Here is a 24400-nt window from a genome sequence, read left to right as displayed (position 1 = left end):
CGCGCACCCTTCAACGGCTGCGAACCCGCATACTCCTTGCGAGTCGCCATCAGGCCCGGCATCTCATGCTCCGCCAACCGGATCTGATGCCGACCGGCCTCGGCCAACGACAAATCCCGGACAGCGAACTCAAGGCCATTGACCTTCTGCAACTTGACGCTCATCGCTACCTTCCCCTTGCAGGACTGATGATTCGGATCTATTCATCCAAAGTGGAACGCCGGGATGGCCCGATCTGCTAATGCACTCGGGCGCGCAACCGCGAGATCTCGTCGGTCGGATTCGGTGCGGTCGCGGCGTCAGGCCACCGTCGACCGCGGAAGATCGGCTCCGGGCCGCAATCTCAAGCCGCGCACAAAAAAAGCACCTCCCGCAGGAGGCGCCCTTACCGTGGTCTTCTAGCGGCTCGGCTGAGCGTGGCGGACGAAAGTCCGTTGCAGCGCCTCTCAGCCAGCGCTCGCGCCGTTGTGGCGCATCGTGTCGGTCAAACCCGGCGTGAGGACATTCTGAAACCGACCCAACGGATTGTCAAACTGCTCTCACCGCGCCGGACTACCGATCCGCGCAGCGGGCGGCGGGCGGCTCGCCGGTGATTTCCGCGCACACCAACCCGTCGCCGGCGGCCGGAGCACCGGAAAGGCCCAGCGCGGCGCGCTGGTCCACTTCGGCGCACCGCACCGGGCGGCCCTCGACCAGCAGCGGCGCGCGCTCGCGGGACGCGCCCGCGTAGGCCAGGACGTGCCGAAGTTCACTGCCGTCCTCCAACCCGATCCGCTCTGCACCATGCAGGCACACCAGGCGGTAGCGGGCACCACGCCCTTCGCACTCGTCGAGCACTTGGCGCTGTTCGGGTGTTGCGAGCCACACCGCGTGGTGCTCGACGATGCCCGGCGCGGCGGCCAGCACCGCCGGACGCTGGCCGTCTCCCCTGGCCCGCAGTCCCGTTGCCCAGACCGCCGCGAGGCCGGTGCAACGGGCGCGCAGCACGACCGCCGGCCCGGCCAGTCCCAGCTGCTCCCGCAGCCAGGTGATCTTCGAGGGGCAGGCGTTCGAGCCATAGGCCAGTACCGCCCGCCGGTCGCGGAGCGGAGCCGCACCGCGGTCCGCCAGCCACCGGTCGAGGCATGGTTGCGCCGCCGCGGCGGCGTGCACCCGCCAGCCCGACGGCGCGGTGTCGTCCGGAGCGAGCGGATGACCGATGCCGTCGAGCTGGACGAACGAGAAGTCCGGGCGCGCACCGGGATACGGGGCCTCGGGGTACTCGAAGTCGGCGAAGCGCGTTCGCGCCGGGGGCTGGGCTTGCTGCTCGGGGAAGCACATAGCCGCTACAGCATCGCGTCGAAAGCGCCGCTGCGCTATGACCGCGGTCGCAAGTTACTCCCGAAGCGCTGTGTTTTACGTCGTTCGCGCCGATCCGAGCACACCCGGTGTTCGACGACGGCGCCGACCGCGGTCCACATCGGACAAAAGGCGGCGGCGGTTTTCGGCATGTGAGATCGCTGCACTGTGGACGTCAGCGCGGGATGGCCGTGTGCTTGAACTCGTTGAGGTCGGCCCAGCCCAGCAGGTCCACCACGCGTTCGACGGTCGCGATCGACGACGCCGGGTCGGCGCCCTGCGGGGCGCGGTTCATCAGCCGGACGAACACGGCCCGGTCGTCGGCGATGAAGGTCGGCACGCCCCAAACGCTGTGCGAGGAAACGAATTCCTCGTGCTCGGCACGCACCTTCCCGAGCGCGGAACCGTCGCCGATGCGCGCGAACACCGCGTCGGCGGGAACGCCGTGGTCGGTGAGGACGCGCTCGACCACCGCGCGGTCTTCGAGGTGCAGGCCCTCGTCGTGCCGCGCCTCGAACAGGGCGCGGTGCACGGCCGGGAACCGGTCCGGGAACTCGTCCCGGATCACGACACCGGCCTGCAGAGCGAGGATCCCGCTGTCCTGCTCGGGTTTCTCCCAGACGCTGGGCTGGCCCTCCTCGACGTGCGCCTGGCCGAGGGAGAACGGCAGGTAGCGGACCTGCCAGTCGGCCCCGGCGGCCAGGCCGGTGAGCAGGTGCTCGTGCGCGTTGCGGGCGAACGGGCAGCGGTAGTCCCAGGTGACGGCGAATGCGGAGGTCATCTTCGGATCAACGTCCTTGTCCGGTCGCGGGTCATGGGTAGCAGTAGGAGTCCGAGGAGGCGTCGCCGCCCTGCAGGCGCACCTGGTGGACCCGCCGACCGCGGAATTCCGCGCCGTGCGGGAAGAAGCTCTCGTCGACCGCCAGTCCGCCGCCCGCGTCCGGGTCGGTGTCCAGCTTGGCGAACCACGAGCCCACGCCGTCGGGGTAGAACTGGTCGTCCCACGATCCGTACAGCGAGTTCGTCAGGTAGATGCGCCGGCCGTCGCGGCTGACCTCGACCATCTGCGGCCCGCCGGCCAGCGGCCGGTCCGGCTCGGCCGGGTGCGGCACGCGACCGGTGATCCCGCCGAGGCGGACCGAGCCGGTCTCGCGGGGCCGCGCCGGATCGCTGACGTCGTACTGCTTCAGCTCGCCGGTGCCCCAGCACGAGACGTACAGGAACCGGTCGTCGACGGACAGGTTGATGTCGGTGACCAGCGGCGGCACCGCGCCGAAGGGCTGCAGCGCGGGCGGGAGCTCCTCGGCCGGGGCCGGCTCGGCGGGGACGGTGATCACCTTGTCGGCCTGCCAGTCGCCGTTCTCGCGGTGCCAGCGCCAGACCGAAGCCGACAGGTCCTCGGTGCTGACCACCACGCCGGCGAAGCCCCAGGTGGCGCCCGGGTCGTGCGACGGCCGCAGCTCCAGCACCATCTGGTGCTGCGCGCCGAGGTCCACGCGCTGCCGGTGGCGGCCCTCCGCCAGGTCCCAGAAGTGCAGGGCGTGGCCGTACTCGTTGTTCAGCAGCCGTTCCGGGACGACCCCGTCCTCGATCATCGACGGCGTGCCCCACTCGCTGGTGATCAGGGTGTTCTGGTTGAGGTGCCACCAGGCGTCGTAGGCCAGGCGCTGCGGCCCGCGGTCGGTCTCCCACGCGCGCACGACGTCGAACGTGTCGTGGTCGAGCACCGCGATGCCGCCGGGTCCGTCGTCCCCGTTCGCGCCGCCGAGGCAGGAGAGGTAGATCCCGTCCGGGCCGCAGTGCAGCGTGTGCGGCCGGGAGTAGCCGGCCTTGGTCGCGAGCTCCTCGGCCGTCACGGTCCGCACCAGCCTCGGCTGCCGCGGGTCGGGATGGGTGTCGTAGATGTGCACGTTCGACGACCGCAACCCGGGTAGCAGCAGGTAGCGGCGCTGCAGGCCGTCGGTGTGGTGTCCGGCGTGGGCGAACGCGCTGCTGCACGCGTTCCAGCCGAAGTGGTGCAGTTCGTCGCCCCGGGTCGGCAGGTCGGCCCAGCCGACCACCCGCCCGAAGCTCGCCGACTCCGGATCGGTGTCGACGACGGTGAGCGCGTCCGGCTGCTGTCCGGACCGGTCGAACGCGACGACGTAGGCCAGGCGTTCGGCGGGCGCTGCGATGGCGTCGCCCGGGCTGCGGTAGAAGGTGGGATCGAGCTCGTGTCCGGTTGGAGAACTCATCGCGTCTCCTCGACTGCAACGGCTTCGTCACCCAGCGTCTCGCCTACCGCACTGAGCGTCGAGGCCGTCCACATCGTAGGACTCACGCGCGCCCACCGCCCCCGCGCTAAGCGGGTTGGTAGGTCAGGCAGTCGACGATGTCGCGCTGGTATCCGACGGAGATGCCCGGCGCCTGGCATTCGAGGTGGTCGTTGTACCGGCAGTCGGCCATCTTGCACGCCCCGACGTGGCCGATGGCGTTGGGGTCGCCGCCGTCGAACGGGCCGCCGACGAAGGTGTCGCACTGCGCGTGGGTCGGTTCGCCGATGGTGATGGCCAGGGCGTGGCAGTTGTGGTCGTGGTTGAACGCGCAGCTCTCGGCCGTGCAGTTGTTCACCAGTGGCATTTCCATGCTTCCCCCCGGATTCGGTCGGTTGCCGAAGCGGTTCCATGATGGACCGCGTGCGGCCGCCCGGCAGCGGATCCGGGGGCTCGTCAGCGGTGCCGCTCGCGGAGCAGGAAGCGCTGGATCTTGCCGCTCGGCGTTTTCGGGAGCTGCTCGACGAAGTGCACCGAGCGCGGATAGGCGTGCGCGGCGAACCTGCGCTTCACCAGCTGCTGGAGGTCCGCGACCAGTTCCTCGTCGCCGGTCCGTCCCGCGCGGAGGACGACGTAGGCCGCCAGGACCTCGCCGCGCAGCTCGTCGGGCACGCCGATGACGGCGGCTTCGGCCACCGCGTCGTGGCGCACCAGGACGCTTTCGACGTCGAACGGCCCGATCCGGTAACCGGCCATGATGATCACGTCGTCGTCGCGGGAGGAGAAGAAGAAGGAGCCGTCGGCGTCCCGCGTCCCGGCGTCGCCGGTGAGGTACCAGCGGCCGTCGGCGGAGAAGCGTTCGGCGGTCTTCTCCGGTGCGGCGACATAGCCGGTGAACCACATCAGCGGGCTGTCTGCGGCGTGGACCGCGATGCGCCCCGCGGTGCCCGCGGGTGCGGGCTCGTCCCGGTCGTCGTGCAGCACCTCGGCGGACCAGCCCGGCAGGACGCCGCCCATCGAGCCGGGCTTGACCGGCTCGCGAACGCCGTCGGCCCAGGCGTTGACGATGACCATGCCGTGCTCGGTCTGCCCGTAGTGGTCGCGCACCGCCACGCCCAGCCGCTCCTCGGCCCAGGAGACGACCTCCGGCGTCAGGGGCTCGCCCGCCGAGGACGCGCGGCGGAGCCGGATCCCCTCGGGCACGCCCGCCGGGTCGGTGCGCAGGCTGCGGTAGACCGTTGGCGCGGCGGCGAAGTTGGTGACGCCGAACTCGCGGATGACCTGCCAGGTCAGCGCGGCCGAGAACCCCGCGTGCAGCAGGATGCTCCGGCGACCGGCCGCCAGCGGCCCGAGGATCGCGTAGTACAGGCCGTACGCCCAGCCCGGGTCGGCGGCGTTCCAGAACACGTCGTCGGCCCGGACGTCGAGCCCGAACTCCAGGTACGCCTGGAACGAGGCGAGGGCCTTGACCGGCACCGGAACGGCCTTCGGGGTGCCGGTGGTGCCCGAAGTGAACAGCTGGACCAGGATGCCGTCCCCGCCCTGGCGGACAGGTTGCGCGGTCGGCTCGTCTCCGCTGTACCGGGCGAGCAGCCCGGCGAGGGTCGGCTCGTCGGTGGCGTCCCCGGCGACGACGATCCGCCACGGCACGTCGGCGGGGATGTCCTCGCCCGGCTCCAGCTTGGCGCGCTGGTCCTGGTCGACCACGACGACCTTCGCGCCACTGGCGTTGAGCCGCAGCGCGATGGCGGGCGGTGCGAAGGCGGTGAACAGCGGCACATGCACGGCACCGCGGCGCCAGATGCCCAGCAGCGCCACGACCAGGTCGGCGGACTTGCCCATCAGCACCGCGACCGCGTCGCCCGGCTCGACGCCCAGGTCGGCGAGGGCGGCGGCGAAGCGCGCCGAGTCGCGGCGCAGCTCGCCGTAGGTAAGGTCCCGGCTGGTCAGGTCCGCCTCGACGACGGTGTAGGCGACGGCGTCCGCGGGGTGGTGGTCGCACAGCAGCTCCGCCGCGCACGCGTCCGGCGAGCCGAACCGGGCGAGCAGCTCGGCCACCCGTTGCGACTGCGGTGTCGTCCCCGGTGCGGTGGTCGGCTCGATGCTCACGAATCCCCCTTCCCGCCGCATGCTCCTTTGCCGCGGCGTAGCCGGGCGTTATGCTCCGCGCCACACATCAGTCCGCGATACCCCCGGAAAGGGGTGAAGAGATCGTGTACTTGCGCCCGGATGACGGGGACGCCTTCCGGCAGGCCGTGCGGGTGGTGCGGCAGCGGGCCGACGTGCCGGTCGCCTTCGGCGGACAGGTCGCCGCTGAGGGTTCCCTGCACCTCTCGGAGTTCGTCGGCGTCCGCACGTCCGCGCTGAAGGGCCTCCAGATCCGCGCCGCAGCGGGTCTCGGCGGGCAGGTCATGACGTCCCGGCGCCCGGGCGCGGTGAGCGACTACGGGTCCGCGTTGACGATCAGCCACGACTACGACGTGCCCGTGCTGGCCGAGGGCATCTGCTCGGTGGCCGCAGTGCCGGTGACGGTGCACGGCCGCGTTCGCGGGGTGATCTACGGCGCGGCGCGCGGCGTGGTCCCGCTCGGTGACCGGGTGCTCGACACCATGGTCGACGCGACCCGCCGGCTGGCCGGCGAGCTCGCCGTCCGCGACGAGGTGGACCGGCGCCTCCAGCTGCTGGACGTGGCGGACGCCGATCGAACGGCGCTTCGCGACAGCGTGGCGATCGAGGAGGTCCGGGAGCTGCACGCCGAGTTCCGCGCCATCGCCAAGGGACTCGACGACGCGGTCCTGCGCGACCGGCTGCACCGGGCGTGCGAGCGGCTGGCGCACCTCACCGACTCCCGGGACGCCGTCGATCCGCCCGCGTTGTCGCCGCGCGAGCTGGACGTGCTCTCGCAGATCGCGCTCGGCTGCAGCAACGCGGAAACGGCGCGGCGGCTCTCGCTGAAACCCGAGACCGTCAAGGCGTATCTGCGCAGCGCTATGCGCAAGCTGGACGTGCACACCCGGCACGAGGCGGTCGTCGCCGCCCGGCGACGCGGCGCGCTGCCCTGATCCCCCTGCCGCGGCGGGGGAAACGATTGCGCAGCCGCCGTTGCGGGTAGCACGCATGTGATGCGTGTGCCCGACGAAGATCCCGGCGGGCAGGCGATGCGCGCGGGCGAGCTGCCTGACCGGACTCGGGGCTAGCGCAGGACTGTCGCGCCAGCGGGGCCGACGGCCTCCTCGACCGTGGTGGCGTAGGTGAACCGGTCGGCGACGTCGAGCATCTCCAGCAGGCGGTCCACGACCCTGTTCTGGGAGAGCAGCACCAGGTGCACCCCGCGCATCAGGGCGCGGTGCGCGGCCTCCAGCAGGACGACCGCGCCGTGGGTGGACAGGAAGGACAGCCCCGACAGGTCCAGGACTGCGGTGGCGGTGGCGGCCGAGAGGTGAGCTCGCACCGCGTCGGCGAAGTTCGTGGCGCTGTTCATGTCCAGGATTCCGGCCGTTTCGAGGACGACGACGCCGGGAGCGGGACTCGTGGTGCGCAGTCGCAGCGCTCCGGGCGCGTGGTCGTCGGTGCCGCGTTCGGTGCGCGGTGCGGGGATGAAGGACATGTGCGGCCTCCCCAATGCTCGGGATTCTGGCTGTCGGCCGCCGCGGAGGACCTCGGCGGGCCGCCCTCCACGCTACGGCCAAACCCTAGATCACCAGGCAAAACGAGCTTTCGCGCGCATCACAGCACGAAGGGTGTTCGGCCCTCTGCCGCGTCCCACGATCGAGCGACAGCGGCCGTCACCGTCAGCTCGCGGGGCTGCGCCGGGTGCGGCGGGTCGGCGTCGCCGTGGCCGGGTCCTCCGGCCACGGGTGCTTCGGGTAGCGCCCGCGCAGTTCCGCGCGGACCTGCCGGTAACCGTTGCGCCAGAACGAATCGAGATCGGCCGTGACCGCCGCCGGGCGCCCGGCGGGCGAGAGCAGGTGCAGCACCACCGGCACCCGGCCGTCGGCGATGCGCGGCACGTCCTGCCAGCCGAAGACCTCCTGCAGCTTCACCGGCAGGGCGGGCCGGTCGTGCTGGTAGTCCACCTTGATCCGGGAGCCGGTGGGGACCTCGATCCGGTCCGGCGCGAGCTCGTCCAGCCGTCCCGCCGCGGACCACGGGATCAGCCGCCGCAGCGCGGCGCCGGCCGGGATCCGCAGGTCGGCCCGCCGCCGCGCGGCCGAGAGCTCCGGTTCCAGCCATTGGTCCACTATGGACAGAAGCGTTCCGTCGTCGGTGGCGGGCCAGGGATCGCCGAGGGCGGCGTGCAGGAATCCGAGCCGCTGCCGCAGCCGTCGCGCATCGTCGTTCCAGGCCAGCAGTTCCAGCCCCTCGGCGCGCAGGCCGGCCAGCAGCGCCTCCCGGACCTCGGCGGCGTCCGGGTCGCGGATCTGCCGGCGGCTCAGGGTGATCGCGCCGAGCCGCTCGACGCGGACCGCCCGCACATCGCCGTCCTCCCAGCCGATCTCGTCGCTGGTCGTCACCAGCGCGGGCGCCGCGCTGCGGGCCAGCGTCTCGTCCGCGGGTGCGGCCAGCCGGACGACTCCGGACGCGCTTCCCGGCGCCCGGTCGGCGACGGCCACCGCAAGCCATTCCGATTCGCGCAGCCCGGAATTGCCCGGCAGCTCCACCGCCGTCCCGGACGCCATCAGGTACACCGCGGAACCGGAACCCCGGCGCCGCGCCAACCGCTCCGGCTGCGCCAACGCGACGACGAGCGCCGCATCATCGCGCGCGGAGGTTCCGGGATGCGCCTGCACAGAACCGCGCAGCCTGCGGACCTCGCGCCGCCACCGATCGCTGCCCGGTGCGCCCCGGCGCAGCCGGGAAAGCGCCGTGGTGACGTCGACTTCGCCGGTCAGCGCATCGTTGTCGAGCAGGGCGACGACCTCGGTGGTGATGTCGGTGCCGGCCAGTTCGCGGCCGTCGAGCAAGGCCCGGGCCAGCCTCGGGTGCAGACCCAACTCCGCCATCCGGCGACCCCGGGCCGTGATCGCGTCGTCGTCCAGTGCGCCGAGCCCGCGCAGCACCTCGCGGCCCGCGGCCAGCGCACCGGTGGGCGGCTCGTCCCACCACGTCAGCGCCGACCCGTCCGGCGTTCCCCAGCACGCCAGTTCCAGGGCGAGCCGAGTCAGATCGGCCGTCCGGATCTCCGGTTCCGGGTACGCGGGCAGCGTGCTGTGCTCGTGCTCCGGCCAGCACCGGTACACCACGCCGGGCCCCTGCCGGCCGGCGCGGCCCGCCCGCTGGTCGGCGACCGCCGCCGACACCCGGACCGTGGCCAGCCCGGACAGGCCGCGCCGGTTGTCCACCCGCGACACCCGGGACAGGCCCGAGTCGACGACGGCACGCACCCCGGGCACGGTCAGGCTCGACTCGGCGACCGCCGTGGCCAGCACCACGCGACGCCGCTTCCCCACTCGCAGCGCCGAATCCTGCTGCGCGTGCGGCAGCCTGCCGTGCAGCGGAAGAACGTCCACATCGGACTCGCCGAGCTGGTTCGCGACGCGGCGGATCTCGGCGGCACCGGGCAGGAAGGTCAGCACGTCGCCGTCCTGCTCGGCGAGCGCGGTGCGCACGGCCCGCGCCACGCACGCCTCGATCCGCTCCCCGCGCGCCGGCGGCAGGTAAGCGGTCCGGACCGGGTGGGTCCGCGCGTGCGCCTCCAGCACCGGTGAGCCGCCGAGCAGCTCCGCGGCGCGACCGGCCGCCACCGTGGCCGACGTCGCCAGCACCCGCAGGTCCGGGCGCAGCCCGTCCCGCGCGTCCAGCAGCAGCGCCAGCAGGAGGTCCGCGTCCAGGTGCCGCTCGTGGCATTCGTCGAGCATCACGACGTCGACGCCGGTCAGCTCGGGATCCGATTGCAGCCGCCGCACCAGCAGGCCGGACGTCACCACCTCGACGACCGTCGCCGCGCCGCGACGGCGCTCGCCCCGCACCGAGTAGCCCACGCGCTGCCCGACCTCCTCGCCGAGCAGGCTCGCCATGCGCTCCGCCGCGGCCCGGGTGGCCAGCCGCCGCGGCTCCGCCACCACGACGCGAAACCCCTGCTCCGCCAACGCCAACGGCACGAGTGTCGTCTTACCGGTGCCGGGCGGCGCCACCAGCACCGCCGTGCCGTGCTCCGAGAGAGCACCGGTGACGTCGTCGAGCACGGCACGCACGGGAAGATCGGGGAAGTCGAGCATAACGGCCCCATCTTGCCATCCCGCCGCGCAGTTCGATTGACGCACAGAAGTTCGCCGGATACGTTGCCGGGAAACCACCGCCGCCGAACGGGAATGGCACCTTGGGACGACTCGCGGACGCCGACAGCACCGCCCGGAAGCAACGTCAGCTCGCCGGCGCACCGAACGCGGCGGACTTCTCCGAGGCGCTGGCCCGGGGCCTGGCCGTGCTGGCGGCCTTCGACGGCGAGAACCGGCGGCTGACGCAGGCCGACCTGGCGCGCAAGCTCGCCCTGTCCCGCGCGACCGTGCGGCGCGCCGTCCTGACCCTCGAGCACCTCGGCTACGTCCGCGCCGAAGGCCGCGCGTACGAGCTCAGCCCGCGAATCCTGCGGCTGGCCGCCGGATATCTCACGTCGAACGTCACCGGCGCGGTCATGCAACCGGTGTGCGACCGGATCTGCGCGCGGCTGCAGGAGGCGTGCTCCGTCGCCGTGCTCGACGGAGCGGACGCCGTCGTGATCGCCCGCGCGGTGCCGAACCAGCTGATCCAGGTGGGCAGCGGCATCGGCTTCCGGACCCCGGCGAGCATCTCCTCCCTCGGCAAGGTCCTCCTCGCGAACCTGCCGGAGGAGGAGCGCCCGGGCGCGCTCGACGCGGCCGGCGCCCGGGCCGATGCCCTCCACGGAATCGAGCGCGACGGGTACTGCTACGTGGCGAACGACGTGGAGCCGGGCGCCCATTCGATCGCCGTGCCCCTTCGCCGGTGGGACGGGCGGGTGATCGCGGCCCTGCACGTCGGGTGCAACATCGAGCGGATCTCGCCCGAGGTCATGCACGGCGACGTCCTGGCGCTGCTGCGGGAGGCGGCCGACGAGCTGCACGCCCAGCTCATCTGACCGTCAGCCGAGGCGGTCGGCCATGAGCTCGCCCGCCATGATCGCCGCGAGGTTGGTGTTCGCGCGGGGAACCGTCGGGAAGATCGACGCGTCGACCACGCGGAGGCCCTCCAGGCCCAGCACCCGGCAGTCGGGATCGACCACCGTCGCCGGATCCGAGGGGCTTCCCATGCGGCAGGTGCTGGTCGCGTGCTGCGCGTCGGCCGCCTTCGCGAGCAGGTAGTCGTCCAGCTCCGCGTCGTCGTCGACGGCCGCGAGCAGCGTCGCGTTGAGCCGGTCCGGCGAGTACGCCGTGATCGGCGCGACCTCGTCGCCGCGCACCAGCTCGACCAGGTGGCGGATGCCGCTGCGCAGCCGCGCCAGATCGCGCTCGTCGGAGAGCATGCGTTCGCGCACCTCCGGCTGCGCCGTCGGGTCGGTCGAGGTCAGGCCGACCGATCCACGCGAGTAGACCTGGTTGTTCCACACGCCGAAGGACCCCGCACCGAAGCGGACGTCGGCGATCTCCATCGCGAGCACGCTCTGGTTGCCCGCGATGACCATCATGTCGTCGGCCTGGGCCGCCGGGTGGTCGCTGGTGTAGCGGATGCAGACGTTCGTGTGCCGGTCGTCGGGCGTGCGCACCGCCGATTCCTCGTTCAGCGGGATGCCGACGAAGACCACCGGGTGGTCCTGCAGGCCCTGGCCGACCGGCAGGTCCCGCAGCACGTCGATGCCCAGCGAGCGCAGGTGGGCGGCCGGGCCGATGCCGGATCGCAGCAGGATCGCCGGCGTGTGGATCGCACCGGCGCTCAGCACGACGAGGTCCGCGTGCTCGCGGCTCATCGTCCCGTCGACGAGGACCTCGACGCCGACCGCTCGCCCGCCGGACACGATGACCCTGTCCACGACGGCGTCGCCGCGGATCTCCAGGCCGGGCAGCGTCCTCGCCGGTTCGAGGTAGGCGTCGTTGGTGGACACCCGGCGGCCGCGCCGCGAGTTGATCGGATACGGCGAAATCCCCGTCGCACCAGGGGCGTTCACATCGGCGGCCCACCCGTGCCCCGCCGCGAGCGCGGCCCGGTGCAGCGCCGCGTCCACCGCTCCCCACTCCGCCTCGGGCGTCCGGTAGACCGGGATCGGGCCGCCGCGACCGTGGTACGGGGCGTCGCCGAACTCCTCGTCGTCCTCCAGCTTCGCGAAGTACGGCAGCACGTCCCGGGGAGCCCAGCCCTCGCATCCCGCGCGGGCCCAGTCCTCGAAGTCCGCCATCGGCGGGCGGATCGCGATCTGCCCGTTGATCGCCGAACTGCCGCCGACTCCGCGGCCACGCCAGAACGGCTCCGGAGCCTGCTTCTCGGTCCGCGACGCGGTGAGCTCCTGCCACACGAGGTGCCGCCCGGCGTCGGGATCCAGCAGCGCGCGCATCGGGTTCGGCGACCGCCACACCTCCGGCATCTCGGCGGAGCGGTAGTCCGGGCCGGCCTCCAAGAGCAGCACCCGCCTCCCCTGCTCCGCGGCCCGGACCGCCAGGGCGGACCCCGAGGAACCGGCCCCGACCACGATCAGATCCCAGCCGCGCTCAGCCACCACGCCTCCAAAAGTTCGATTACCGCACACATGTGCGCTGTTTCGGAGGAACAACGGTACGACCACCCGACCGGACGCCGCAACGGATTTCCACACCTGTCCACATCGGACGGACGATGATCCGAGAATCGCGCGCCTCGTCAGGGCTCGCGCAGCACTGATCGGGCCGCCAGTTCTTCAGGTGCGCTCCTCGATCACGCCCCCTTGCCCTCCCCCCTTTTCCCGCGATGACAGGAAGAGCAGATCCAGGTGGGCCTCGACGCGCGGGGCGAGGAACCCCGCGCGCTCGGGCTCGTCGAGGACCAGCGACTGCACGACGAGCCCGTCGATGACCGCGAGCAGCCCGGCCGCCGCCGCTACCGGGTCGGCGGCCGGACTGAGCTCACCGCTCTCGCTCGCACGCCGGAGGATCTGCGCGAACGCCTCGCGGAGCTCTTCGTCCACCGCCGCGGCGAAGCTCATCAGCGACGGCCGCGTGGTCGCCTCGGCGGAGAACGCCAGCCACACGCGGGCGTCGCGGCTGAGGCGCTCGTCGACCGGCAGCCAGAGGTCGATCAGCGCACGCAGCACCGAGCGGGCGGGCCCGTCGAAGCCCACCGCAGCCGCGCGCCCCTCCACATCGCGGCAGATGTGGCGGAACGCCTCGACGATGAGCTGGTCCTTGCTCCGGAAGTAGTACTGGACCTGTGCGAGGGACACGCCCGCCGCGGTGGCCACCGCGCGCATGCTGACGGCCGGGATCCCGCCCCCGTCGATCAGGTCGAGCACCGCGCCGATCAGGTGCGCTCGCCGCTCGGCGGCGCGGTCCCCGGCGGTCACCCCTGCCGGCCGCGCACCGACCGGCCGATCACCATCGCCAGCCCCACCACGATCTCGATGGCACCCACCACGAGCAGGACGACCCCGACCTTGCTCGGCGAGATGACGGGCAGCTCGATCCCGTCCGTCGTCGCCCACAGCACGGCACCGATCAGCGCCAGAACCACGCCGCTGACGAGGGTCTTGCGCGCGGCACGAGCGCCGCTTTCGATCTTCTCAACTTTACCCATACGACCGTATGGTACAGACGTACCGTACGACCGTATAGGGCACCCCCGAGCAGGCCTTTCGATCGATTGCGGGATGCAGGTCACGACGAGGCGGCCGCCTAGCACGACGCGAGCCCCGACAGCAAATCGCGCCCGGAAAATCCAGATCATGAAACGATGTCAGGTTCCCTGGCCGGCTGCTGCATCGTGGCGTCCGAAGGGCGCGCACGCATCCGATTCCCGCGCGCCGACACCGCGAAAGGCAAGACATGTCCGAGAACGACAACGCCCCCGAGAACAACGACCTCGGGCTGCCGGAGAAGCCCAAGCAGAAGCGACGGGGCGTCCTGCTGAGCCTGGCCGCGCTGGTGGTGATCGCCGTCGTCGCGGTGGTCGTCGTGGTGCAGGGCGGCTCGACCGACACCACGGCCGGCCGCACCAAGGTGCGCATCGGCGTCACCGACGCCAGCAAGTCGTACTGGAAGACCTACAAGGACCTCGCCGCCGCCCAGGGCATCGACCTCGAGACGGTCAACTTCAGCGACTACCACCAGGCCAACCCGGCGCTGTCGCAGAAGCAGATCGACGTGAACCTCTTCCAGCACCTGCTCTTCCTGGCCAACTACAACGCGTCCAATTCGGACACCCTCACCCCGATCGGCTCGACCTACGTCGTGCCGCTGAGCCTGTACTCCCGCAAGCACACCGACGTCGCCGCCGTCCCGCAGGGCGGCACCGTGGCGATCCCGAACGACCCCACCAACCAGGCGCGGGCGCTGCTGGTGCTCCAGCAGGCCGGGCTGATCAAGCTCCGGGACGGCGGGAACGTGCTCGCCACCCCGGCCGACATCGACGCCGCGGCCTCGAAGGTGACCGTCACCGCGGTCGACGCCGCGCAGACCGTCGCGTCGCTGCCGTCGGTGGACGCGGCGATCATCAACAACAACTTCGCCCTCGACGCCGACCTCGACCCGAGCAAGGCGCTGTTCGGCGACGACCCCAACAGCCCGGCAGCCGCTCCCTACATCAACGCGTTCGTCGTCCGCGCCGAGGACCGGGACAACCCGACCTACCACAAGCTCGTCGAGATCTACCGGGACAAGCGCGTCTCCGGGCAGGCCGAGGCCGACTCGAAGGGCACCTCCGTGCTCGTCGACCGCCCGCAGGCCGAGCTGGAGGGCATCCTGGCCGACCTCACGCAGACCGTGAAGGCCGCCAAGTGAAAACGGAATCCCCGCTCATCGAGTTCCGCGGCGTCGGCAAGACCTTCGGCGCCGGCGACCGAGCGGTCACCGCACTGGCGGACGTCGACCTGACCATCGACGCCGGCGAGGTGTTCGCGATCATCGGCTACTCCGGGGCGGGCAAGAGCACCCTGGTCCGGCTGATCAACGCGCTGGAGCCGGTCAGCGCCGGCCAGGTCCTCGTCGGCGGCACCGACATCACCGGCCTGCCCGAGCGGCGGCTGCGCGAGGTCCGCCTCGGCATCGGCATGATCTTCCAGCAGTTCAACCTGCTCCGCTCGCGCACCGTGTTCGGCAACGTGGCCTACCCGCTGAAGATCGCGGGCTGGGACAAGCGGCGGCGCGAGGAGCGGGTCGCGGAGCTGCTGCGGTTCGTCGGCATCGCCGACAAGGCCTGGCACTACCCCGATCAGCTCTCCGGCGGGCAGAAGCAGCGGGTCGGCATCGCCCGGGCGCTGGCGACCAATCCGAAGATCCTGCTCGCCGACGAGTCGACCAGCGCGCTCGACCCGGAGACCACCGGCGAGGTGCTGCGGCTGCTCAAGCGGGTCAACACCGAGCTCGGAGTGACCATCGTGGTGATCACCCACGAGATGGAGGTGGTCCGGGAGATCGCCGACCGGGTCGCGGTGCTCGACGCCGGGCGCGTCGTCGAGCAAGGCAGCGTGGTGGACGTGTTCTCCGCGCCCAAGACCGCGATCACCCGCCGGTTCGTCGAAACCGTGCTGCACGACCAGCCCGACGGCGAGAACCTGGCCCGGCTGCGCGCCCGGCACGACGGCCGGTTGGTGACCGCGAGCATCCGCGACGACCGGCGGATCGGCGCCGTGCTGTCCAACGCGCTGGGCAAGCACGGCGTCCGGTTCGAGATCGTCTACGGCGGAATCAAGGAGCTTGGCGGCGAGTCGCTGGGCAGGCTGACGCTGGAGCTCAACGGCGCGGCCGACGGCGTCGACGCGCTGATCGCCGAGCTCCGCGAGATCACCGAGGTGCAGGAGCTGGTGGCGTGAACATCGACTGGACGACGATCGGGCCGGTGTTGCTCACCTCGATCGGCCAGACCATCTGGATGGTGCTGGCCACGATGCTGATCGGCGGCTTCCTCGGTCTGGTGCTCGGCATCCTGCTCTACACCACGCGGGCGGGCGGGATCCTCGCCAACCGCTTCGTGTTCGTGGTGCTGAACGTGCTCGTGAACATCATCAGGCCGATCCCGTTCATCATCTTCATCACGGCGATCGGCCCGCTGACGATCCAGGTGGTCGGCACCACGCTGGGCACCACCGCGGCCACGTTCGCGCTGACCGTGGCGGCCACGTTCGGCATCTCGCGGATCGTCGAGCAGAACCTGGTGACCATCGACCCCGGGGTCATCGAGGCGGCCCGCGCGATGGGGGCGAGCCCGCTGCGGATCATCGTGGGCCTGCTGGTGCCGGAGGCGCTCGGGCCGCTGATCCTCGGCTACACCTTCGTGTTCGTCGCGGTCGTCGACATGACGGCCGTCGCGGGCGCGGTCGGCGGCGGCGGGCTCGGGGACTTCGCCATCACCTACGGCTACCAGCGCTTCGAGTGGGGCATCACCGCGATCGCGGTGCTGATCATCATCGTGCTGGTGCAGGCGGCCCAGTACCTGGGCAACCTGCTGTCCCGCAAGGCGCTGCGCGGCTGATCAGCGCGGTGGGCGCTCGTTCCGGCGGGCGCTCACCGGCGCGTCGGCGTCCAGGCGCTCCGCGATGAGGTCCAGCAGCGACTCGACCTCGGCCCGGTCGTAGCCGGCGCCCGGCGTGGGCTGCGCGCGGAACGCGACGGATTGCACGTCGCGCGAGGTCAGCGTGTCGGCGCCGCGCAGGGTGTCGACGACGCGGTCCAGGAAGTCATCGACCTCGTCCTCGTCGTAACCGTGCTCGTTGCCGGCGGAACCGTGCAGCACCACGCTGCCGATCGCCTCCGGGGTGAGCTGGGGCGCCCCGGCCACCAGCGCGCGCGGGAAGGCGCGGGCGATCGACATCCCCTGCGCGGGGACGGATTGCGGTCGCTGCCGCGGGGTCATGTTCTTGATCATCGTGGAGACCATGACGAGGAAGGCGAAGACGCTGGCCTCCTGGTAGCCCGGCCGGCCCGGCCCTGGCGGGTTGAACCGGGCGCCCAGCACGTCCTGCGCGGTCAGCGTGTCGGCGCCGCGGAGGGTGGCCTCGACGCGGTCCATGAACGCGTCGACCTCGGCCTTGTCCAACACGTTCTGCTGCGCCGAACCCTTGAACACCTCGACGCGCCCCGGCTGCACCGCCTCGCCGCGCTGGGGCACCGGCTCCACGGCCGGGGCCGCGCGCCGCACCACGGTCTTCTGCTCGCTCGGCGCGCCGTCCTTCTTCTCGATCGCCGCGCCGCCCTTCTTCTCGCGGCGCTCGGACTCCCGCACCTCGCGCTTCATCAGGGTCAGCGCGACCTGGTCCAGGAACTCGGCGACCTGGACCTTCTTGTAGGACCGTCCGGGCTTGCCCGGGCTGAACCGCGCCGTGAGCACGTCCCGCGCGGTCATCGGCCGCTTCCCGCGCAGCGCCGCCTCGACGCGTTCGAGGAACGCGTCGACCTCGCGCTCGTCGTAGCCGCGGTTGCGTCGCCAGCTCCTGGCGAAAGCAACGTTGCGCATGTCGTCGGGGGTGAGCATCCTCGGTCCTCCAGGGCATGTGCCGCCAACTTTCGGACGCAGCCCGGCGTCGACCGCCGAGCCCCCGACCCGCCCGTTCTGCGCGAACAGCTTGCCCAAGGCGGCGCGCGAGATCAACCCTTCCAGGCATCCGCGAAATGGGGCGTTCGTCGCACGCTGCGCCGAGCGCCCGGCCGACTGCGGGCAGCGGCCCCGGCGACTGCGCCCGAACGGCCCAACCCACTTGATCGTCCACTGAGGACCAATCGCGTGGTGGCCCGCGCCGCTCCCGCGCGCCAGGATGGGAGGCACCAGACGCGCAATCATCGGAGGACGCCATGACCGACAACCCAGGCCAGCAGCCGAAGATCCAGCGATCGCCCAAGCGGGTGCGCACCTACCTCGGCGGGCGTCTCGTCGCGGATTCCAGGCGCCCGATGCTCGTGTGGGAGCACCCCTACTACCCGACCTACTACCTGCCGGCCGAGGACGTCCGGGCGGAACTGCGCCCGACCGGCGGCACGCGCCGCATCGACCTGCTGGGCGACGGGGACGTCCTCGACGTGCTGGTCGACGGCGCTTCCGCCGAGGGTGCCGCCGTCCGGTTCCCGGACTCCTCCCCCGCCCCGGGCCTGGTGCGGATCGACTGGGGCGCGATGGACGAGTGGTTCGAGGAGGACGAGCCCGTCTACGTCCACCCGCGCGACCCGTACAAGCGGGTCGACATCCTGGCCGGCTCGCGGCACGTCGTCGTGCGCGTCGGCGGCGTCGTGGTAGCCGACTCGCGTCGCCCGCAGATCCTGTTCGAGACCGGCCTGCCGCCGCGCTACTACCTCCCGCTGGCCGACGTCCGGATGGACCTGCTGCGGCCGTCGGACCGGCAGACCCGATGCCCCTACAAGGGGACCGCGACGTACTGGCACGTCCTGGTCGACGGCACCGAACACCCCGACATCGTCTGGACCTACCGCACACCGCTGCCGGAGAGCCAGAAGATCGCCGGCCTCGCCTGCTTCTACGACGAGCGGGTGGAGGTCACCATCGACGGCGAGCCCCAGGAGAAGCCGCACACGCCGTTCTCCTGACCACCGGTGACCGTCCACCGTGGACGATCAGGGAAATCGCTTTCGCCCCGGCGGGCGGAATGCGAAGATCATCCGATGCCTGCATCCCGTTGCGAACTGCTGCGCTGGCAGTTCGACCTGACCTGGTCGCTGTTCGAGTTCCACCTCGAACGGCTGAGCCCCGAGGACTTCCTCTGGGAACCCGCGAAGCTCTGCTGGACGATGCACCGGGGCGAGGACGGGACGTGGGTGCCGGACTGGGCCGACGCCGAACCCGATCCCATCCCGGTGCCCACGATCGGCTGGATCACCTGGCACATCGGTTGGTGGTGGAGCGTGACCATCGACCATGCGCGAGGCGTGCCGCCACGCGACCGGACCGAGGTCGAGTGGCCCGGCGCCGGGCAGCCGACCATCGACTGGCTGCGCGGGCTCCGCGCGGACTGGCTCGCCGTGCTGGACGAGCTGACCGACGCCGATCTGGACGCCGTCGCGTCGTTGCCCTGGCAGAACGACCCGGAGATGACCGTCGCGCACACGGTCGGCTGGGTCAACGCGGAGCTGATGAAGAACGCCGCCGAGATCGGCCAGCTCCGCCTGGTGCGCGCCGCGGCGTGACCGGGGACGTCAGCCGAGCCGGGGCAGGACCTCGGCCGCCAGGCGCTCGGTCTGCTCGGCGTGGTCGAACATCGGGCTGAGCAGGATGCGCTGCGCGCCTGCGGCCGCAACCTCGCTCAGCTCCCGCTCGCACACTTCCGGGGTGCCGACGACCGCGGCGGCCTCGATGGTTTCGGAGCGGCGGCCGTAGAGGCGCTCCAGCTCGGTGTTCATCCGCGCCCGCCCGCGCTCCGGCGAGTCGTCGACCGCGATGTAGACGCGCTTGGCGATCGGGAAGTCGGCCGGGTCGCGCTCCTGCTCGGCGAGCGCGGCCGCCACGGTCCGGACCTGGTCGGCGAACCGCTCGGTGGGCGACGATCCGGCGCCGAAGAAGCCGTTGCCGTGGCGGACCGCGCGCCGCAGCGCCGCCGGGCTGTTGCCGCCGAACCAGATCGGCGGATGCGGCTTCTGGAACGGCTTGGGCTCCATCGCGGCGTCTTCGAGCTGCCAGAACCGGCCGTCGAAGGTCACCCGCGGCCGCGTCCACAGCTGCTTCATCAGCTCCAGGCCCTCGGTGAACCGGCCGACGAAACGCTCCGGCTCGACGCCGAACGCGGCGAACATCCGGCCCCGGCCGCCCGTGCCGACGCCGATCTCCAGCCGTCCCCGCGACATCTGGTCCAGCGTGCTCAGGCTCTTCGCGAGGTGCACCGGGTTGTGCAGGGTGGTCACCAGCACGGCGCAGCCCAGCCTCAGCCGGTCGGTGCAGGCCGCCGCGAAGGTCATCGTCTCGATCGGGCTCAGCTGCGGCATGGTGCCCAGCACCTGCTCCTGGGTCCACGCGCTGTCGAACCCGAGTTCCTCGATCCGCCTCAGGTGACCGGCGAAGCCGGCGGCGTCGAACTCGCCGTCTGCGAAGAACTGCGGGATCGAGATCGCGAACCTCATGCGGTGATCGTAGCCCCGTTCAGCGGGGCGCGATGCCGTTCAGGAGCTCGCCGAGGAGGACGTCGAGGGCGGCGTCCGTGCCCTCTTCCGGGACCATGCCGCCGGCCGCCAGGCTGGCGAAGCCGTGCAGCCCGGCGAACACCGACAGGCCGATGCCATCAGTGCCGCCGGCGTGCACGTCGCCGCTGCGCTGACCGTCCACGATGACCGCGAGCATCGACGTTCCCAGCCGGTGCCCCGCCGCGACCAGCTCCTCGGAGGCATCGGGCGCGTGCTTCCGGACGAACATCAGCTCGAGCAGTTCCGCGTCGTGCACGGCGAAGCGGACGTAGGCCCGGGCCAGCGCGGTCAGCCTGCGGCGGAACGGGCCTTCGGTGGCCGCGGCCGCGTCGAGCTCGGCGGTCAGGCGCTCGAACCCGCGCAGGGCGAGCGCGTTCAGCAGCGCCCGCCTGTCCTTGAAGTGCCGTCGCGGCGCGGCGTGGCTGACACCGATGTCCCGCGCGAGTTCCCGCAGGGACAGGGCGTCGACCCCGCGCGTGCGCAGCGCGGTGGTGGCGGAGTCCAGCAACGCGGCGCGAAGGTCTCCGTGGTGATAACGACCTCCAGCCATGATCAGCACTCTACCGTGGATGTTGACACCAGCAGCATTGTTGGCATTGTCAACTTTGTTGTCGGTGACTACATTGGCGGTCATGCCTGCTTGGAGCATCGATCGGATCCCCGACCTGACCGGCCGCACCGCGATCATCACCGGCGCGAACAGCGGCCTGGGCGTCCACACGGCCCACGCGCTGGCCAGGGCCGGCGCGCACGTGGTGCTCGCCGTCCGGGACGTCACCAAGGGCGCGGAGGCGGCGGCCGCGCTCCCCGGGAGCCACGAGGTCCGCCGCCTCGACCTCGCCGACCTCGCCTCGGTGCGGGAGTTCGCCGACTCCTGGGACGGCGACGTCGACCTGCTGATCAACAACGCCGGGGTGATGATCCCGCCGGAGGGGCGCACCAAGGACGGGTTCGAGACGCAGTTCGGCACCAACCACCTCGGCCACTTCGCGCTCACGAACCTGCTGCTCCCGCACGTCACCGACCGAGTGGTGACCGTGGCCTCCACGGCGCACCGGTACGTCCGGGGCATCAACTTCGACAACCCGAACTTCACCGGCGTCTACGACTCGCGGCGCGCCTACGGCCAGTCGAAGCTGGCGAACCTGCTGTTCGTGCTGGAGCTGCAGCGGCGGCTCACCGAGGCCGGTTCGTCCGTGCGGGCACTCGCCGCGCACCCCGGCTACGCGGCCACGAACCTGCAGAGTCATTCCCCGAGCCCGGTGCTGCGCCTGCTCATGCGCGCCGCCAACCGGGTCGTCGCGCAGGACGCGAAGGCGGGCGCGCTGCCGACGCTCTACGCCGCGACCCAGGACTTGCCCGGCGCGAGCTACCTCGGCCCGGACGGCCTGTTCGAGGTGCGCGGCGGGCCGACGCTGGTGAGCCGGTCGGCCGCGGCCAGCGACTCGGCGGCGGCGAAGAAGCTCTGGACGTTGTCCGAGGAACTGACCGGAACCGCCTTCCCTCTGACGAAGGCGGACTGAAAAACGATGGGCCACTGTGGACGAATCCACAGTGGCCCATCGGGTCATCCGCCGTCAGCCGAAGTTCGCGGACTCGTCGGCCAGCCGGACCAGCAGCGGCGCCGGTTCCCAGCCGTCGTCGTGGAACTTCCGCAGTGCGGCCAGCACGTTCGCCGTGCCCACGGTGTTCGCGTAGTGCATCGGGCCGCCGCGGTGCCGGGGGAATCCGTAACCCGCCAGGTACACCACGTCGATGTCCGAGGCGCGCAGCGCGATTCCCTCGTCGAGGATCCGCGCCCCCTCGTCCACCAGCGCGAAGACCAGGCGCTGCACGACCTCCTCCGCCTCGAAGCTGCGGCGCTGGGTGCCGTGCTTCTCGTGGTACGACGTCAGCAGCTCGTTGACGACCGGGCTCGGGATCGCCTCCCGGCTACCGGAGTTGTAGTCGTACCAACCCGCACCGGTCTTCTGGCCGAACCGTCCCAGCTCGCACAGCGCGTCGGAGATCTCGTCACGCGGCGAGTCGGGGTGCTCCGCGTAGCGGCGCTTGCGGATCGCCCAGCTGATGTCGTTGCCCGCCAGGTCGCCCATCCGGAACGGGCCCATCGCGAAGCCGAAGCCCTCGATCGCCGAGTCGACCTCGGCCGGCGACGCCCCGGCGCGCAGCAGCGCCATCGCGGCGTCCCGGTACTTGGCCAGCATCCGGTTGCCGATGAAGCCGTCGCACACCCCGGACACCACGGCGGTCTTGCCGACCCGCTGCCCCACCGACATCGCGGTGACCAGCACGTCGTCGGCGGTCTCGGCGCCGCGCACGACCTCCAGCAGCTTCATGACGTTGGCGGGGCTGAAGAAGTGCATGCCCACCACGTCGCCGGGCCGCCCGGTGACCGCGGCGATCGCGTCGACGTCGAGGGTCGAGGTGTTCGACGCCAGGATCGCGCCGGGCTTGGCCGCCGCGTCCAGCTTGGTGAACACCTCGCGCTTGACGTCCATGTCCTCGAAGACCGCTTCGATGATCAGGTCGCTGTCGGACACGTCGGCGAAGTCGAGGCTCGGCGTCAGCAGCGCCATCCGCCGTTCCAGCACCTCCGCCGCGAGCTTCCCCTTGTCCACCTGGGCCTGGTAGTTCCGGCGGATGATGCCCAGCCCCCGGTCCAGCGCCTCCTGACCGGTTTCCACGATGACGACCGGGATGCCCGCGTTGAGGAAGTTCATCGCGATCCCGCCGCCCATGGTGCCCGCGCCGATGACGGACACCTTCTCGACGGGGCGCGGCTGCGTCTCGCGCGGCACGTCGGGGATCTTGCGGGCGGCGCGCTCGGCGAAGAACGCGTGCCGCAGCGCGGTGGACTGCGTGCCACCCATCAGCTCCAGGAATGTCCGGCGCTCTTCGGCCAGCGCCTCGTCGAACGGCGCGGTCCCGGACAGCTCCACCAGCTTGAGGGCGGCCAGCGGCGCCTCGAACCCGCGGCTGCGGCGGCGCAGCCGCTCGCGCATCGCGCTCACCTCGTCCACGCCGCCGACGGCGAGGTCGCGAACCCTCGGCAGCGGCCGCACCGCGGCGATCTCGCGAGCGAACGCCGTCGCGGCCGCCACGACGTCGCCGTCCACGACCCGGCCGAGCAACCGCTGGCCTTCGACGCCCGCGAGCGCCTTGGCCGTGCGCGGCTTGCCGCCGGTGATCATCTCCGCCGCCACCGCCGGGCCCACCGCGCGCGGCAGCCGCTGGGTGCCGCCGGCACCGGGGACGAGCCCGAGCGTCACCTCCGGGAGCCCGAGCTTGCTGGCGGCGGTGGCGACCCGGTAGTGCGCGCCCAGCGCGAGTTCCAGCCCGCCGCCGAAGCACGTGCCGTCGATGGCCGCCACGACCGGCTTGTCGGCGGCGTCCAGCGCGGCGATGACGTCCACCAGCGTCGGCTCCGCCGCCGACTTGGGCGTCCCGAACTCGGTGATGTCGGCGCCCGCCGAGAAGAAGCCCGGACGGCCGGTCAGCACGACGGCTTCGACGTCGGCCGATGCCAGGGCCCGGCGCAGGTCCCGCACGACCCCCTCGCGCACGGCATGCCCTAGTCCGTTGACCGGTGGGTTGTCGATTCGGATGATCGCGACGGGACCGTCGAGGGCGTACTCGGTGGACATGCAGCAGACCCGCTTTCTGGTAGTGCGTCGTTCTCTTTTCGGCTCAACGGCCCTGGAATTCGGCCGCGCGCCGCTCCACGAAGGACTGGATGCCTTCCCGGAAATCCTCGGTTGCGAACACCTTCTCACGAATTCGCGGGATTTCGGCGATCGCTGCGCGCTCGGCCGCATCGACGAAGGTCAGCGCCGCTTCCTTGGTCGCCCGGATGCCCAGCGGTGCGTTCCGGCAGATCAGCTTCGCCAGCTCGATCGCGCGGTCGACGTGCTCGCCGAACGGCACGACCTCCTGCACGAACCCGATCTGCAGGGCGCGCTGCGCGTCGAACTCTTCGCACAGGAACAGGTGGTACATCGCGTTGCCCCAGCCGGTCCTGGTCAGGTACCGGAAGTGCGCGCCGCCCAGCGGCGCGATGCCCCGCTTGGCCTCGATCTGCCCGAACCGGGCGGTGTCCGCGGCGACCACGATGTCCGCGGCCAGCATCAGCTCGATCCCGACGGTGTAGGTGATGCCCTGCACCGCCGCGACGACCGGCTTCCGGCACCGGCGGCCGAGCCCGAACGGGTCGACCTGGTCCTCCCGGCGCGGCTTCGCCGTGGCGTTCGGCCCGAAGAACTTCGGCATGTCCAGCCCGGCCGTGGTGTGCTCGCCCGCCGAGCAGAACACCGCCGCCCAGAGCTCGTCATCGTCGTCGAACGCCGTGAGGTGCGCGCTCAGCTGCTCCATCATCGCCGGCGTGTAGGAGTTCTTCTTCGCCTCGTTGGCCACGGTGATGATCGCGACCCGACCATCGACCCGCATCGTGACCTCGCCGGGCTCGGCTTCCGCGCTCATCCGGTCCTCCGCTCGGAGTCAGTCCTCTAGAACAACCGACTCGGAACGTAGCAACGTCCGTCTCGTAGGACAACCCACTAC

General features: G+C 71.6%; 24 protein-coding genes. 8 read left to right on the top strand and 16 right to left on the bottom strand.

Annotation, left to right across the window (positions count from 1 at the left end):
- The 6 genes from BLW84_RS38315 to BLW84_RS38290 form a co-directional block, all read right to left on the bottom strand.
- Positions 1-164, bottom strand: a 164-nt coding sequence (locus BLW84_RS38315; protein WP_143061251.1) for an adenosylhomocysteinase, incomplete at its 3' end; no start/stop codon positions are given.
- Positions 165-552: 388 nt separating this feature from the next.
- Positions 553-1320, bottom strand: a complete 768-nt coding sequence (locus BLW84_RS38310) for a gamma-glutamylcyclotransferase family protein (RefSeq protein WP_093276077.1) — start codon at positions 1318-1320, stop codon at positions 553-555.
- 193 nt (positions 1321-1513) lie between these two features.
- Positions 1514-2119, bottom strand: coding sequence for a DsbA family oxidoreductase (locus tag BLW84_RS38305; RefSeq protein WP_093276074.1), 606 nt, complete (start codon positions 2117-2119; stop codon positions 1514-1516).
- A gap of 31 nt (positions 2120-2150) precedes the next feature.
- Positions 2151-3572, bottom strand: a complete 1422-nt coding sequence (locus BLW84_RS38300; RefSeq protein WP_093276072.1) for a selenium-binding protein SBP56-related protein — start codon at positions 3570-3572, stop codon at positions 2151-2153.
- A 106-nt stretch (positions 3573-3678) separates the two neighbouring features.
- Positions 3679-3957, bottom strand: a complete 279-nt coding sequence (locus tag BLW84_RS38295; RefSeq protein WP_342743215.1) for a DUF1540 domain-containing protein — start codon at positions 3955-3957, stop codon at positions 3679-3681.
- A gap of 89 nt (positions 3958-4046) precedes the next feature.
- Complete coding sequence (locus BLW84_RS38290) at positions 4047-5699, bottom strand: AMP-binding protein (RefSeq protein ID WP_245761673.1); 1653 nt, start codon at positions 5697-5699, stop codon at positions 4047-4049.
- 104 nt (positions 5700-5803) lie between these two features.
- Here BLW84_RS38290 and BLW84_RS38285 point away from each other — a divergent pair, with 104 nt between their 5' ends.
- Complete coding sequence (locus BLW84_RS38285) at positions 5804-6652, top strand: helix-turn-helix transcriptional regulator (protein ID WP_245761672.1); 849 nt, start codon at positions 5804-5806, stop codon at positions 6650-6652.
- Positions 6653-6783: 131 nt separating this feature from the next.
- Here BLW84_RS38285 and BLW84_RS38280 read toward each other — a convergent pair whose 3' ends face one another.
- The gene (locus BLW84_RS38280; RefSeq protein ID WP_093276063.1) at positions 6784-7197 is read right to left on the bottom strand and encodes an STAS domain-containing protein; all 414 of its coding nucleotides are present in this window, start codon (positions 7195-7197) and stop codon (positions 6784-6786) included.
- Positions 7198-7381: 184 nt separating this feature from the next.
- Positions 7382-9808 (bottom strand): ATP-dependent helicase HrpB, encoded by a 2427-nt coding sequence (hrpB, locus tag BLW84_RS38275; protein ID WP_093276060.1) that lies wholly within the window; start codon positions 9806-9808, stop codon positions 7382-7384.
- A 101-nt stretch (positions 9809-9909) separates the two neighbouring features.
- Here hrpB and BLW84_RS38270 point away from each other — a divergent pair, with 101 nt between their 5' ends.
- Positions 9910-10686, top strand: a complete 777-nt coding sequence (locus BLW84_RS38270) for an IclR family transcriptional regulator domain-containing protein (RefSeq protein ID WP_093276057.1) — start codon at positions 9910-9912, stop codon at positions 10684-10686.
- 3 nt (positions 10687-10689) lie between these two features.
- Here BLW84_RS38270 and BLW84_RS38265 read toward each other — a convergent pair whose 3' ends face one another.
- The 3 genes from BLW84_RS38265 to BLW84_RS38255 all read right to left on the bottom strand — a co-directional run bounded on the left by BLW84_RS38265 (position 10690) and on the right by BLW84_RS38255 (position 13304).
- Entirely contained in the window at positions 10690-12255 is a 1566-nt protein-coding gene (locus BLW84_RS38265) for a GMC family oxidoreductase (protein WP_093276098.1), read from the bottom strand.
- Between the two features lie 177 nt (positions 12256-12432).
- Entirely contained in the window at positions 12433-13074 is a 642-nt protein-coding gene (locus BLW84_RS38260; RefSeq protein ID WP_093276054.1) for a TetR/AcrR family transcriptional regulator, read from the bottom strand.
- A complete protein-coding gene (locus BLW84_RS38255; RefSeq protein ID WP_218157631.1) occupies positions 13071-13304 on the bottom strand; it encodes a DUF5708 family protein in 234 nt (77 codons plus the stop codon). The genes BLW84_RS38260 and BLW84_RS38255 overlap by 4 nt, the downstream gene beginning before the upstream one ends.
- 248 nt (positions 13305-13552) lie before the next feature.
- On the opposite strand from BLW84_RS38255, the gene BLW84_RS38250 reads away from it, so the two are divergent.
- From BLW84_RS38250 to BLW84_RS38240, 3 genes are read left to right on the top strand one after another with little or no spacing between them, the layout of a single operon-like run.
- Positions 13553-14506: a MetQ/NlpA family ABC transporter substrate-binding protein gene (locus tag BLW84_RS38250; RefSeq protein WP_093276051.1), complete on the top strand. Its 954-nt coding sequence runs from the start codon at positions 13553-13555 to the stop codon at positions 14504-14506.
- On the top strand, positions 14503-15537 hold the full coding sequence (locus BLW84_RS38245) for a methionine ABC transporter ATP-binding protein (protein ID WP_093276047.1): 1035 nt from the start codon (positions 14503-14505) through the stop codon (positions 15535-15537). The genes BLW84_RS38250 and BLW84_RS38245 overlap by 4 nt, the downstream gene beginning before the upstream one ends.
- A complete protein-coding gene (locus tag BLW84_RS38240; protein WP_093276043.1) occupies positions 15534-16196 on the top strand; it encodes a methionine ABC transporter permease in 663 nt (220 codons plus the stop codon). Before BLW84_RS38245 ends, BLW84_RS38240 begins: the two co-directional genes overlap by 4 nt.
- On the opposite strand, the gene BLW84_RS48620 is transcribed toward BLW84_RS38240, so the two are convergent.
- Complete coding sequence (locus tag BLW84_RS48620) at positions 16197-17195, bottom strand: DivIVA domain-containing protein (RefSeq protein ID WP_218157630.1); 999 nt, start codon at positions 17193-17195, stop codon at positions 16197-16199.
- A gap of 317 nt (positions 17196-17512) precedes the next feature.
- Between BLW84_RS48620 and BLW84_RS38230 the strand changes: the two genes are divergently transcribed.
- Both BLW84_RS38230 and BLW84_RS38225 read left to right on the top strand, forming a co-directional pair.
- Complete coding sequence (locus BLW84_RS38230; RefSeq protein ID WP_093276038.1) at positions 17513-18259, top strand: DUF427 domain-containing protein; 747 nt, start codon at positions 17513-17515, stop codon at positions 18257-18259.
- A 75-nt stretch (positions 18260-18334) separates the two neighbouring features.
- Complete coding sequence (locus BLW84_RS38225; RefSeq protein ID WP_093276036.1) at positions 18335-18856, top strand: DinB family protein; 522 nt, start codon at positions 18335-18337, stop codon at positions 18854-18856.
- A gap of 9 nt (positions 18857-18865) precedes the next feature.
- Here BLW84_RS38225 and BLW84_RS38220 read toward each other — a convergent pair whose 3' ends face one another.
- Complete coding sequence (locus BLW84_RS38220; RefSeq protein WP_093276033.1) at positions 18866-19783, bottom strand: LLM class flavin-dependent oxidoreductase; 918 nt, start codon at positions 19781-19783, stop codon at positions 18866-18868.
- Positions 19784-19802: 19 nt separating this feature from the next.
- Positions 19803-20393 carry a TetR/AcrR family transcriptional regulator gene (locus tag BLW84_RS38215; protein ID WP_177226921.1) on the bottom strand — a complete coding sequence of 197 codons (591 nt, stop codon included), beginning with the start codon at positions 20391-20393 and terminating at the stop codon, positions 19803-19805.
- Between the two features lie 82 nt (positions 20394-20475).
- On the opposite strand from BLW84_RS38215, the gene BLW84_RS38210 reads away from it, so the two are divergent.
- Positions 20476-21366, top strand: coding sequence for an oxidoreductase (locus tag BLW84_RS38210; RefSeq protein ID WP_093276093.1), 891 nt, complete (start codon positions 20476-20478; stop codon positions 21364-21366).
- A gap of 54 nt (positions 21367-21420) precedes the next feature.
- Here BLW84_RS38210 and BLW84_RS38205 read toward each other — a convergent pair whose 3' ends face one another.
- Positions 21421-23487, bottom strand: coding sequence for a 3-hydroxyacyl-CoA dehydrogenase NAD-binding domain-containing protein (locus BLW84_RS38205; RefSeq protein ID WP_093276029.1), 2067 nt, complete (start codon positions 23485-23487; stop codon positions 21421-21423).
- Positions 23488-23530: 43 nt separating this feature from the next.
- Positions 23531-24319, bottom strand: a complete 789-nt coding sequence (locus tag BLW84_RS38200) for a crotonase/enoyl-CoA hydratase family protein (RefSeq protein WP_093276027.1) — start codon at positions 24317-24319, stop codon at positions 23531-23533.
- Between the last annotated feature and the right edge of the window lie 81 nt (positions 24320-24400).

Source organism: Saccharopolyspora shandongensis (assembly GCF_900106995.1).
In the GTDB taxonomy this organism is placed as follows: Bacteria; Actinomycetota; Actinomycetes; order Mycobacteriales; family Pseudonocardiaceae; genus Saccharopolyspora; species Saccharopolyspora shandongensis.
This window is presented reverse-complemented; position numbering and strand designations above follow the sequence as displayed.